Consider the following 12,461-nt stretch of genomic DNA (forward strand, 5'->3'; position numbering starts at 1 on the left):
CGAATGGGGAAGTGATGTGATCGCCACAAAACTGTATGCCCTTCTGATCACCCTGTGCCGGATCGCGACCGGGCTGGCCTTTGGTTTGCTGATCGTCACGGTGATGACACAGGTTATTTCCCGGACCTTCCTGACCGGATCACCGGTCTGGACCGAGGAACTGACCCGCTTTGCCCTGCTGTTCATGGCGGCATTTGGGGCCGGACTGTCCTTTCGCAATGGCGAAATGGTCAATGTCGATATGATTTGCGAAATGCTGCCCGCAAAATTTCAGCGCATCCTGCTCTTTGTGTCCGCCAGCCTGACGGCGGTTTTTTGCCTGATGCTGGTGATGCCCGCCTGGAAATTTGTGTCTATCGGGGTGATGCAAACCTCGCCCGCCCTTGGCCTTCGCATGGATTTTGTCCACGTCACCGTTTTCATACTTCTTGTATTGCTTGGTCTTTTTGCAATTTTGCGGGTTGTCCGGATGATTGCAGGGGCATCTGACGGCAAACCCGAAGGCCAGTCGGAGAATCTCTCATGAGCCTCGCCATTCTGATCGGCGTTTTTATTCTGGGTCTGGTGATTGGCATTCCGGTTGCCGTCACGCTGGGCCTTGCCTCGTTGTGCTATTTGTTGCTGGAAGGCATTCCGCTGGTGGTGATCCCGCAAAAAATGTTTGCGGGCATGGATGTGTTTGTTCTGTTGTGCATTCCCGGCTTTGTGCTGGCGGGCAATCTGATGAATGGCGGCGGCATTACACCGCGCATCGTGCGGTTTGCCAATGCCATGGTCGGCTGGATGCGGGGCGGCCTTGGTCTGACCAATGTCGCCGGTTCCATGCTGTTTGGCGGTATTTCCGGCACCGCCGTTGCCGATGCCGCCTCGATTGGCGGCATGATGATTCCCGGCATGGTCCGCGCCGGATATCCGCCCGCCTTTTCCGCCGCAGTTACCGCCGCCTCATCCACCGTCGGGCCGATTATCCCGCCCAGCATGCCGATGATCATTGTCGGGTCACTGTCGGGCATTTCGGTGGGTAAAATGTTTATCGCCGGGGTTATCCCCGGCATCCTGATGGGGCTGGCGATGATGGTCACGGCCTATATCATCGCCGTGCGCCAAGGGTTCCCCCATCAACCGTGGCAGGGTTTCCGCGAACTGGGCCGTTCCTTTATGGGGGCCTTCTGGGCGCTGGCCATGACCGGCCTGATCATTGGCGGCCTGCTCAGCGGCGCGGCCACCCCGACCGAAACCGCCGTGATTGCCAGTGTCTATGCCTTTGCCGTCGGTTGTTTTGTTTATCGTGAATTGCCGATATCGGCCGTTCCCAAAATCGTCATCAACAGCGCGGTGACGGCAGCCGCCATCCTCGCACTGGTTGGTTTTGCCAATGTGTTTGGCTGGATTTTGGTGTCCGAACGCATTCCGCAAATGATTTCCGCCGCCGTGCTGTCGGTGACCGATAACAAATATGTCGTGATCCTGCTAATCAATGTCGTGTTGCTGTTTGTCGGCATGTTCATGGAAACCATTGCCGCCCTGATCATTCTTTTTGTGCCGCTGTTGACGCTGGCGCAAAGTGTCGGGGTTGATCCGATCCATTTTGCCGTCTTTGCGGTTCTTAACCTGATGATTGGCCTGACGACACCGCCAGTCGGCATTTGCATGTTCATCTGTGCAAACATTGCCCGCAGCCCGATCGGCCCGGTCATCCGCGCACTGGTGCCGTTTCTGGTCACCAACATCATCATCCTGCTTTTTGTATCTTATGTGCCGGCCCTGTCCACATGGCTGCCGTCATTGATGGAGTAATCCGATGGAAACCCGCGTGTGCCGTCTTTACGGCCAAAACGATCTGCGAATTGAAACCGAAGCCGTTCCCGATCTTGCCCCGGACGAAGTCCTGGTGCAGGTCGGTGCGGGCGGCGTCTGCGGTTCGGATATGCATTATTATTTTGAAGGCGGCATCGGCCAGATTCGCGTCCGCGAACCGATCATTCTGGGCCACGAAGCCGCCGGAACAATCCTTGCCCTTGGCAAGGACGTTACCGGCTTGCACACAGGCCAGAAAGTCGCCCTTAATCCCAGTCGCCCGTGCGGCACTTGCGAATATTGCACCCGCGGGTTACAGCAACATTGTCTGGAAATGCGGTTTTTCGGATCGGCCATTCGCCTGCCCCATATTCAGGGCGCATTCCGCGATCTGATCGCGGTTCGGGCGGCGCAATGCCTGCCGGTCAGCAACACCACCAGCCTTGCCGCCGCCGCCTGTGCCGAACCGCTGGCGGTTTGCCTGCATGCGGTCGCCCGCGCCGGGGATCTGACCGGCAAACGGGTGCTGGTCACCGGGGCCGGGCCGATTGGGGCGTTGTGTGTGGCCGGGGCCCGTCTGGCCGGGGCGGCTGAAATCATCGTCACCGATTTGCAGGATTATGCCCTGTCGGCATCGGCCCGCATGGGGGCGGACAAAACCATCAATATCGCCACCACGCCCGATGCCCTGGTCCCCTATGAACGTGACAAGGGGCAGTTTGATGTCTGTTTTGAATGTTCGGCAGCAACACCGGCCATTCATTCGGCCATCCGTATGTTGCGCCCCCAGGGCATGTTGATACAGGTCGGCGTCACCGGCGAAATTCCGGTGCCTTTCAATCCGATTGTCGCCAAGGAACTGATGATTGTCGGCACCCACCGTTTCCACGGCGAATATGCCGATGCGGTCCGCCTGATCGACACCGGGGCCATCGATGTCGCCCCGATCATCACCGCAACCTACCCGCTGGAACAAGCCGCCGAAGCCTTTACCGTCGCCCGGGATCGCAGCCAGTCGGTCAAGGTACAACTGTCCTTCGCCGCATAAAACCGCTTCTGTCTTGACGACACCAAAAAAGGCGATGGTTCCAGACCATCGCCTTTTGTTTTGGGCGGTTGCGACCGGTCAGAAAGCCAGTCGCGGCAGGAACAGGACAATATCGGGCAACAGCAACATGGTAAGGACCAAAAGCACGATGGCCGCCAGAAACGGCAGGGATTCCCGCACATAATGTTCGATTTTGACATTCATGATCGCACAAACCGTATACATCGCCACCCCGACCGGCGGCGTCATCGATCCCAGCGTCACAATCGTCATCATCAGAATACCAAAATGCACCGGGTCAAAGCCAAGCTGCTTGATGATCGGTACAAAAATCGGCGTCAACAACAAGACCAGAACCGTGCTTTCAACAAACAGCCCGGCCACAAACAGCATCAGCAGAATAACCCCGACAATGACAACCGGGTTGCTCAGCCCGGCCAGAAGCGCGCCGGAAATGGTTTGCGGCACCTGCAAAAAGGTAATGGCAAAACCCACCATGCCGGACATCAGAATGATCAGCATGATCATGCCAATATCGGTCAGGGCGTCGCCAAAGGCATGTTTGACACCCGCAAATGTCAGCTCCCGGTGGGCAAACACCCCGACCAGAACCGCATAAACCACAGCAAAGGACCCGACTTCCGACGGGGTAAACAGACCGCCACGAATGGTGATGATCAACAACACCGGAAACAGCAACGCCCATTTGGCATCCCACATCGCACATAAAAGTTCGCGCGCCTTGGGCGGGCGGGCATCTGTCACGACATAATTGCGTTTTTTGGAAATCAGATAGGCGGTGACCATCAGGACAACCATCATCAAAATGCCCGGAACAATCCCGGCCAGAAACAGCCGCCCGATCGACACATTGCCGACATAGCCATACAGGATCAACCCGATCGACGGCGGAATGGTCGCCGTGATCAGGGAACTCAGCGCAATCACCGCCGCCGAAAACCCTTTGGCATAGCCATTTTCGGTCATTTTCGGGCCCAGAACGCGGGCCTCCATCGCCGCATCGGCAACTGCCGATCCGGAAATCCCGCCCATCAGGGTGGACAGAATGATCGATACCTGCGCCAGCCCCCCGGCCATCCACGATACGGCAACATTGGAAAACTTGAACAAGCGGTCGGTAATCCCGCTTTCATTCATCAAATGTCCGGCAAGGACAAAAAACGGCACGGCCAGCAAGGGAAAACTTTGCGAAACCGTTGCGATTTTCTGCACACCGATTGAAATCGGCATCACATCGGAACTGACAAAAAAGGCAAAACCCGAAAGACCGATGGCAAAGGCAACCGGGGCGCCGATCAACAGGAAAAACAGAAAAACACCACCAACCAAAAACACGCTTAAACCTCCCGCGGCGGTTCGGCATCGACATCGGTCTGGGAATAAACCAGCACGGTCTGATCCCCGCGACGCCGCCAGGCATCGACGATATTGTAAAGGATCGCCCCGCCCAGCATCACAAAGCCGACCGGAACGGCAATGGTGACAAAGGCATAGGAAATCTGGCTGTCGCCATAGATGCGTTCGATATTCATCAGGGTCAGTTCATATCCCAGCACCGCCAGAACCGCGAGCATCGCCAGAAACACCACACAAACCAGCGTTTCAATCACCAGCCGAAACCGATGCGGTGCGGCGGCCACAAACAGATCCACCCCAAGATGCCCCTTTTTGCGCATGGTCCGCGCCGCCCCGAAAAAGCACAGCCAGACAAACAGCAACTGGGCAAGGTCCACCGACCACATCAAAGGCTGGCCAAAGGCCCGCATGAATGCGGCGATAAACACAAGCAAGACAATCGTGGCAAATATCGCCGATGCCAGAATAAATTCGGCCTGGGCCAGTCGCTTTAACATAAGCCGGCTTTCCTTCTGCAAAGGTCGGGCAAGGATGATCACCGGTGCGGCACATCCGCATCCCGGTGATCCTGATCATGGCGTAAAGACTGGCATAAAACGACCCGGCGGGACAGGCCGACAGGACAGAAATGATCCCTGCCCCGCCGGAACGCCTGACTTCTTATTTCGCCAGAATTTCATTCACTTGCGTGCGCAATTCCGCATAGCCAAGCTTGTCATAAACCCCCGCCGTTGCCTCGACAAACGGGGTGACGTCAATCTCGGTAACGGTCACACCGGCGGCTTTCAGATCTTCTTCGATCTGCGCCAAGGCATCGCGCGTGCCATAGGATGCAATATCCCCGGCTTTCAGAGCCTCTTCACGCAGGGCAACCTGCAAATCGGCCGGCAAGGTATCAAACCAGATCGCACTGGTCACCAGACCGGTGATCAGATTGATATGGCCGGTTTTGGTGATATGGGTGATGACTTCCTGAAGATTGGCGCCGATAACCGCCGGAAGCTGCGCCTCGGTGCCGTCAATCGTGCCAAGCTGCAAGGCGGAATAGACATCGGAGAACGGCATCGGTGTCGGTACCCCGCCCATCGCCCGCACCGTTTCGGTCCAGACCGGAGCACCCGGTGTCCGCAGGGCAAGACCGTCAAGATCGGCCGGGGTCGTGACCGGCTTTTTGGTCAGGGTATGACGTTCGCCCTGCCACCAGTTAAAAGACAGAACCTGATGGCCCGATGCGCCGCGCAATTGTTCGACCCAGGTTTCAAACAGATCAGACGTCACCACCTTGCGAATACCGTCATATCCCGATGCCAGATACGGCGTGCCCAGAATACCGAATTCATTCTGGAAAACCGCCAGACGACCACCATCGACAACAACCGCCACCGGTGCGCCCGCACGCGCCTGTTCCAGAACATCTTCATCCGGGCCCAGTTGCGAATTGGGAAACAGTTTGACTTCAATCGCGCCATTGGTGCGCTTGTCCACATTGTCAACAAAGGCCTCAAGCCCCTTGTAAAGCGGGTCCGAGGTGCTAAGCGCGGTATTGACGCTCAAGGTATAATCCGCAGCCTGGGCTGCAACGGCCATCGTCATGCCGGCAACGGCAAATGATGCCAAACGAACAAGTTTCATTTCTTCCTCCCTGAAATGTGCCGGCAATTTTACCAGCGTTATAAAAAGGCGATAGCATACTAATATATCAGTGTCAATCAAGGACAGGCCACCATCCCCAAACAATCCGGATAAACAGCCCGCACGGCGCAAATGATCGTGGATAATCCGCCGGTTTATGCGTCGAACAATTCGGCATTGTTGCGGATGATGGCATCCAGTTCGTTCAGGGAACCCGACAAATGATCGCGCACATGGGAATCGACCGCCCCCAGATCGGATGCCGTGATCGCCTCCATAATCCGGGTATGCTGGAAAATCACCCGTTCGATCTTGCCCGGTGTCGGCAATTGCAGGCACCGCACCCGGTCCAGATGGCCACTATGTTCGCGCACCACATCCCACAAATCCTCATATCCCGCCGCCACAAACAGGGCCTTGTGAAAGGCGCTGTCGATGCGCGAAAACGCCGCGGCTTCCAGCCCGCCTTTTCTTTGCATTTCAAGGATGGCTTCGGCCGGGGCCAATTTCGATTTATCAAGCGAAAGCGCCAGATTGCGGGCAACTTCCAGTTCCAGCGATGTCCGCAGGAAATGGGTTGATTTCACCTTGTGAATGCTGATCGGCGCAATCAGGGTTTTGGATTGCGGAAACACCGTCACCAGCCCGTCCTGCTCCAGCTTCAAAAAGGCTTCGCGCACCGGGGTCTGGCTGACGCCATAAAAATCGGCCAGGGCCGCCCGCGACAGGCTGGAACCCGGTCGCAAATCAAGCGCGACAATCCGGTCGCGCAAATCCTCATAGACTTGCAGGGCCGCAGGCCGGTTCCGGCTGATGTGAAAGGGCGTCGCACTTTGGCTACCCTCGGGAATACCACTGGTGATTTTTTGTCTCATAACAATCCTGCATATGCCAACCGGGGGCATTCTACAATATCCCTTGCATCTGTAATACTAATATTTTAGATTGCCGGAAAGAAAGCAAAAGAACCGGTTCCCAATCACAGGGACGCACCCTCCGGGAGGTAACATGACACAAAAAACAGCCATCACCGCAGACCAACTGCGCAGCGCCCGCTGGTTCGCGCCCGATGATTTGCGGTCTTTCGGCCACCGGTCCCGTGCCATGCAAATGGGTCTGGGTCCCGAAGACTGGGAAGGCAAACCGCAAATTGCCATCATCAATACATGGTCGGATGCCAATCCGTGTCATGCGCATTTCAAGTTCCGCGTCGATGATATCCGGCGCGGCATTGCCGATGCGGGCGGCTTTGCGATGGAACTTCCGGCGATGTCGCTGTCGGAAAGCTATGTCAAACCCACCACCATGCTCTATCGCAATATGCTGGCGATGGAGGTGGAAGAACTTCTGCGCTCCCACCCGGTTGATGGTGTGGTTCTGATGGGCGGTTGCGACAAAACCACGCCGGGCCTTTTGATGGGCGCAATCAGCATGGGCCTGCCCTGTATTTATGTTCCCGCCGGGCCGATGTTGCGCGGCAACTGGCAGGGAAATGTCCTGGGCAGCGGTTCCGACGCCTGGAAATACTGGGATGAACGCCGGGCGGGCAATATCAATGATGCGCAATGGCTGGGCATTGAAGGCGGCATCGCCCGCTCCTATGGCCATTGCATGACGATGGGCACCGCCAGCACCATGACCGCCATTGCCGAGGCAATGGGCATGACCCTTCCCGGTGCCACCTCAATCCCGGCGGCGGATTCCAACCATATCCGCATGTGTACCGCATCGGGGCGGCGCATTGTCGATATGGTCTGGGAAGATTTGCGACCGGCCAAAATCATCACCAAAGCCGCCATCGAAAATGCCGTTGCCGTGGCAATGGCCACCGGCTGTTCGACCAATGCCGTCATCCATCTGATTGCAATGGCGCGTCGCGCCGGTGTCGCGCTCGACCTTGGCGATTTCGACCGGCTCAGCCGCACAACGCCGGTCATCGCCAATGTCAGGCCCAGTGGCGAAACCTATCTGATGGAAGATTTCTATTATGCCGGGGGGCTGCGCGCCCTGATGGCGCAAATGCGCGAAAAACTCGATCTGGACTGCCTCACCGTAACCGGCTGCACGCTGGGCGACACCCTTGACGGGGCCGAAATCTACAATGACGACGTGATCCGGCCGCTTGATAATCCGATTTATCAGGAAGGCTCGCTGGCGGTGTTGCGCGGTAATCTGGCCCCCGATGGCTGTGTGATGAAACCCTCGGCCTGCGAACCACGCTTTTACGATCACACCGGCCCGGCCTTGGTCTTTGACAGCTACCCCGACATGAAACAGGCGGTCGAGGATGACAATCTGGATGTCACCGCCGATCATATTCTGGTGTTGCGCAATGCCGGGCCGCTGGGCGGGCCGGGCATGCCGGAATGGGGCATGCTGCCGATCCCCAAAAAACTGGTCAAACAGGGGGTGCGCGACATGTTGCGCCTGTCCGACGCCCGCATGAGCGGCACCAGTTACGGCGCCTGCATCCTTCATGCCGCGCCCGAGGCGGCGATTGGCGGCCCGCTCAGCCTTCTGAAAACCGGCGATATGATCCGGGTCAGCATCCCCGAACGCCGGATCGACATGCTGGTCTCCGATGATGAACTGGCCCGGCGCAAGGCCGCGTGGAAAGCCCCCGAACCGGCCTTTGGCCGCGGCTATGGCTGGATGTTTGGCCGCCATGTGCAACAGGCCAATGACGGCTGCGATTTTGATTTTCTGGAAACCGGTTTTGGCCCGGCAATTGGCGAACCCGATATTTTCTGACCGTTCTAACCGTTCTGAATGTTCTGACCGACGGAGCCTTAACCTGATGACCACGCCCCTTTCGCCCGAAACCCGCGATAAATTCAAACAGGTCAGCACGGCCACCCTGACCACGGCCCTGTTCAAACGCGGCCTGCGCAACCAGTTTATCCAGGATGTCCGCCCGTTGCGCGCCGATGGTCCCAATATGGTCGGCACCGCCTTTACCCTGCGCTATATCCCCGCGCGCGAGGATTTGAACCCGATGACGGTGTTTCAAAACCCCGATCATCCGCAACGGGTGGCTGTCGAACAATCCCCGCCCGGATCGGTGCTGGTGATTGACAGCCGCAAGGACGCCCGCGCGGCCTCGGCGGGTTCCATTCTGGTTTCGCGCCTGATGGTGCGCGGTGGTGCGGGGATTGTCACCGATGGCGGCTTTCGCGACAGTCCGGAAATCACCAAACTCGATATCCCCGCCTATCACAACCGCCCGTCGGCCCCCACCAACCTGACCCTGCATCAGGCCATTGATGTCAATGTGCCGATTGGCTGTGGCGATGTTGCAGTGTTTCCGGGCGATATCGTGGTCGGAGATGGCGAAGGTGTGGTGATCGTCCCGGCCCATCTGGCCGACGAACTGGCAAGCGAAGCCGTTGAAATGACCGCCTTTGAAGATTTCGTGACCGAAGAAGTCCTCAAAGGCCGCACAATCATCGGCCTCTACCCCCCGACCGACCCCCAAACCAGACCCGATTTCGAGATTTGGCGCAAACAGAACGGGCGGTAGGATTTCGCCCTGCCGACCTCCAAACACAAAACGCCATGGCCGATTTTCCGGCTATGGCGTTTTTGATGTTGGTTACAGCGGCTTGCGACATATACCGCAAGCCAAAGAAAGGCATCCGCCTGTGTGACAACTTTCCCAACGACACCGGTAACAAACACCACCATCGCCAAAGGTTCGGCACATCCGGACGAAAATACTTAGCTGATCGACGAAGTTTTTGGTTGCGCCTCCGACAAACCGGTATATAGTTAGCAACATGACTAAGCATGATCCCAAACTTTCACAGCTGTTCCATGCCCTGGCGGATCCGACCCGCCGGTCGATCATGACCCGGCTCGCCGAAACCCCTGCGCGGGTGACGGATTTGGCTGGCCCCACCGGGTTGCGACTGCCCACGGTGATGCGCCACCTTTCCGTGCTGGAAGATGCAGGCCTGATCACCACGTCCAAGGACGGGCGGATACGCACCTGCACCATCGTGCCCGAGGCACTGGACCCGATGCAGACATGGCTCGACGAACAACGCAGCATCTGGGAATCCCGGCTCGACCGGTTCGACGATTATGTGATGAAGATAATGAAGGAGCGCGAGAAATGATCCCGGACCTTGATCCAAAAACCGACCTGATCCTGACCCGCACGCTGGCCGCGCCGCGACACCTGATTTGGGATTGCTGGACGCAACCCAAACATATCCCGCATTTCTTTGTGCCCGCGCCGCACAAGGTAACGGCGGTGGATATCAACCTGCAAGTCGGTGGCCGCTTCAACACGACCTTTGAGGTGGACGGTAACGTGATGGACAATCAGGGCGTCTATCTGGAAGTGGTGCCCTGCGAAAAACTGGTCTTCACCGATGCCTATACCGAAGGCTGGAAACCCGCACCCGAGCCCTTCATGACCGCGATCCTGCTTTTCGCGGATGCGACCGGGGGCGGCACGACCTACACCGCCATCGCCCGCCACCGTCATCCCGACACCCGCAAGGCGCACGAGGACATGGGGTTCTTCGACGGCTGGGGCACTGTGGCGACGCAGTTGGAAACCTATGCAAAGGGCCTGATGACATGAACAACCATTTCGCCACACTGACCTTTGAACGACAGGTAACAGCCCCTGTCGAAACCCTGTGGCAGGCATGGACAGCCCCGGCTGCCCGTGCGGTCTGGGCCGCTCCATCGCCCTCGGTCACCGTGGATTTTCTGGAAGCCGATACCAGAGTGGGTGGACGCGAGGTCTCGCTCTGCAAGATAAAGGGCCATCCGGACATCCGTTGCGAATGCGGCTGGCTGGCGGTGCAACCTGCGCAGCGCAGTGTGAATTACGAGGTGATCTCCTCCGAAGGCGTACCACAATCGGCAGCATTGGTGACGGCGGATATCTCGGGCACGGACGCGCGCAGCCGGTTGACCGTAACGGTGCAACTCTCCTCGCTGGCAGCCGACATGGAAGCAGACTACCGGGAAGGCTTCGACGCAGGTCTGGATAATCTTGCGGATGTGGCCGGACGCATGATGGTGCTGCAACGGGTGATTCACGCGCCGCGATCAATCGTATGGGGCGCATGGATGAACCCTGAAACGCTGCCGCAATGGTGGGGGCCCGAAGGTTTCTCCTGCCGGACGAAAAGGATCGATCTGCGCACGGGCGGCGACTGGGTATTTGATATGATCGCGCCTGACGGCACGATCTACCCGAACCATCATCGCTATATCGAGGTCCAACCCGAAAACAGGATCGGCTATACGCTGCTCTGGGGGGAGAACGGCCCGAAACATGCCGATGCCTGGGCCTCCTTCGAGGATCAGGACGGCGCGACAAAGGTGACGTTGGGAATGATCTTCAGCACAGCCGCCGAGTTTCAGGAAGCAAGGAACTTCGGTGCCGTGGAACTGGGTCATCAAACTCTGGGCAAACTGGAACGCTTCATCATATCGAGTTGAAATGCGCCGAAGAACCTTATGGCAAACAGGCATTGGCCTGTTTGCGATCTTCCAATCCATCTGCACCCGGCAAACGAACAATAAAAAAGCCCGCCGAATGGCGAGCTTTTTTATTGTTGGTTGCGGGGGCAGGATTTGAACCTGCGGCCTTCAGGTTATGAGTTAGTTTTCTGATCATATCATCCTCTACCATCATTTTCTCGGAAACACGATATATAGCTGTTTATAAGGATATCATGAGGAAATGCACGACGCCATAACTTCACATTCGACCTTGCATTTCGCCTTTAAGTGCTTCCATTATGCTTCCAATCTAGAATATCGAATACAAAATGACCGAAACGGCAGCACATACAGAAATGAGAGGAAGATAAATAATTCGAACGTTAAAATACCAACCAGACCGATAAATGCTGGTTTCTTTCTTACGTTGCACCGTGTCCTTTTTCCTACGCCCAATCCGGTTAGACATATCCGGTATCTCAAACTGATCAAACACACGCTCGGAGATAGCCTTAGAGAAATTTTTCGATTGAAGATAATTTTCAATCCTAGCTTTTCGGCGAATGAAGCGGTGCTGAAAATTCTTTTGCATCGCCTCCATCAACCAGAAGCTACAAATCGGAAGAATGGCTACCAGCGATAAAATTGGCTGCTTAGTATGTAGGGAAACGATAACGAAGGCAGAGAATGCAGCGACAGCCCAACCACGAATTTTAAAAATGATGTCGTCATACTTAGCAATCGCAGCCTGCAAGTGATCCATTTCCAGTTTCAGGATCTCAAACCTGTATTCGAATTCATCTTTATCCATTGACCATCATCCATTTGTACTTTGCAGAGAGAGACATGCCCAAACTCAGTAAACGAGTTATCGATAATGCCCTCCCTAAAGAAAAGGATTATTTCATCTGGGACAATGATCTCCCCGGCTTGCCCGGCGCGATGTAATGCCACTCGACACCATTGTCCTGGGCCATCTGAGAACAGCCATACTGGTCAACTCCGTGCCATTGTCGCTGACAATGGTCTTGGGTTTTCCTCTGACAGCAATCAACTGATCGAGAACCCGTGTGACCCGTGTCCCGGACAGGGATGTGTCGGCCACCAGTGCCAGACACTCGCGACTATAATCATCAACCAC

At 56.6% G+C, this 12,461-nt stretch carries 14 protein-coding genes and 1 pseudogene; 8 read left to right on the top strand and 7 right to left on the bottom strand.

Annotation, left to right across the window (positions count from 1 at the left end):
- Positions 1–16: 16 nt before the first annotated feature.
- From Q8O73_RS09505 to Q8O73_RS09515, 3 genes are read left to right on the top strand one after another with little or no spacing between them, the layout of a single operon-like run.
- On the top strand, positions 17–526 hold the full coding sequence (locus Q8O73_RS09505) for a TRAP transporter small permease (RefSeq protein ID WP_305557892.1): 510 nt from the start codon (positions 17–19) through the stop codon (positions 524–526).
- Positions 523–1,797: a TRAP transporter large permease gene (locus Q8O73_RS09510; RefSeq protein WP_305557894.1), complete on the top strand. Its 1,275-nt coding sequence runs from the start codon at positions 523–525 to the stop codon at positions 1,795–1,797. Before Q8O73_RS09505 ends, Q8O73_RS09510 begins: the two co-directional genes overlap by 4 nt.
- 4 nt (positions 1,798–1,801) lie before the next feature.
- Positions 1,802–2,845, top strand: a complete 1,044-nt coding sequence (locus tag Q8O73_RS09515; RefSeq protein ID WP_305557896.1) for an L-idonate 5-dehydrogenase — start codon at positions 1,802–1,804, stop codon at positions 2,843–2,845.
- A 78-nt stretch (positions 2,846–2,923) separates the two neighbouring features.
- On the opposite strand, the gene Q8O73_RS09520 is transcribed toward Q8O73_RS09515, so the two are convergent.
- From Q8O73_RS09520 to Q8O73_RS09535, 4 genes are all read right to left on the bottom strand, one after another.
- The gene (locus Q8O73_RS09520; protein ID WP_305557898.1) at positions 2,924–4,201 is read right to left on the bottom strand and encodes a TRAP transporter large permease; all 1,278 of its coding nucleotides are present in this window, start codon (positions 4,199–4,201) and stop codon (positions 2,924–2,926) included.
- A 2-nt stretch (positions 4,202–4,203) separates the two neighbouring features.
- A complete protein-coding gene (locus Q8O73_RS09525) occupies positions 4,204–4,719 on the bottom strand; it encodes a TRAP transporter small permease (RefSeq protein ID WP_305557900.1) in 516 nt (171 codons plus the stop codon).
- 163 nt (positions 4,720–4,882) lie between these two features.
- Positions 4,883–5,854 (bottom strand): C4-dicarboxylate TRAP transporter substrate-binding protein, encoded by a 972-nt coding sequence (locus tag Q8O73_RS09530; RefSeq protein WP_305557901.1) that lies wholly within the window; start codon positions 5,852–5,854, stop codon positions 4,883–4,885.
- A gap of 155 nt (positions 5,855–6,009) precedes the next feature.
- On the bottom strand, positions 6,010–6,729 hold the full coding sequence (locus tag Q8O73_RS09535; RefSeq protein WP_305557902.1) for a GntR family transcriptional regulator: 720 nt from the start codon (positions 6,727–6,729) through the stop codon (positions 6,010–6,012).
- A gap of 133 nt (positions 6,730–6,862) precedes the next feature.
- Between Q8O73_RS09535 and araD the strand changes: the two genes are divergently transcribed.
- From araD to Q8O73_RS09560, 5 genes are all read left to right on the top strand, one after another.
- Entirely contained in the window at positions 6,863–8,605 is a 1,743-nt protein-coding gene (araD, locus tag Q8O73_RS09540) for an L-arabinonate dehydratase (RefSeq protein WP_305557903.1), read from the top strand.
- Positions 8,606–8,651: 46 nt separating this feature from the next.
- Positions 8,652–9,374 (top strand): ribonuclease activity regulator RraA, encoded by a 723-nt coding sequence (locus Q8O73_RS09545; RefSeq protein WP_305557904.1) that lies wholly within the window; start codon positions 8,652–8,654, stop codon positions 9,372–9,374.
- Positions 9,375–9,630: 256 nt separating this feature from the next.
- Positions 9,631–9,972, top strand: coding sequence for a helix-turn-helix transcriptional regulator (locus Q8O73_RS09550; RefSeq protein WP_305557905.1), 342 nt, complete (start codon positions 9,631–9,633; stop codon positions 9,970–9,972).
- A complete protein-coding gene (locus tag Q8O73_RS09555) occupies positions 9,969–10,445 on the top strand; it encodes an SRPBCC family protein (RefSeq protein WP_305557906.1) in 477 nt (158 codons plus the stop codon). The genes Q8O73_RS09550 and Q8O73_RS09555 overlap by 4 nt, the downstream gene beginning before the upstream one ends.
- On the top strand, positions 10,442–11,317 hold the full coding sequence (locus Q8O73_RS09560; RefSeq protein WP_305557907.1) for an SRPBCC family protein: 876 nt from the start codon (positions 10,442–10,444) through the stop codon (positions 11,315–11,317). Before Q8O73_RS09555 ends, Q8O73_RS09560 begins: the two co-directional genes overlap by 4 nt.
- A gap of 16 nt (positions 11,318–11,333) precedes the next feature.
- On the opposite strand, the gene Q8O73_RS09565 is transcribed toward Q8O73_RS09560, so the two are convergent.
- The 3 genes and pseudogenes from Q8O73_RS09565 to Q8O73_RS09575 all read right to left on the bottom strand — a co-directional run.
- Positions 11,334–11,495, bottom strand: a complete 162-nt coding sequence (locus Q8O73_RS09565; protein ID WP_305557908.1) for a hypothetical protein — start codon at positions 11,493–11,495, stop codon at positions 11,334–11,336.
- Between the two features lie 135 nt (positions 11,496–11,630).
- Positions 11,631–12,131 (bottom strand): hypothetical protein, encoded by a 501-nt coding sequence (locus Q8O73_RS09570; RefSeq protein ID WP_305557909.1) that lies wholly within the window; start codon positions 12,129–12,131, stop codon positions 11,631–11,633.
- A gap of 115 nt (positions 12,132–12,246) precedes the next feature.
- A pseudogene (locus Q8O73_RS09575) lies at positions 12,247–12,461 on the bottom strand (DDE-type integrase/transposase/recombinase); the annotation flags it as partial.

Source organism: Thalassospira sp., from assembly GCF_030690045.1.
In the GTDB taxonomy this organism is placed as follows: domain Bacteria; phylum Pseudomonadota; class Alphaproteobacteria; order Rhodospirillales; family Thalassospiraceae; genus Thalassospira.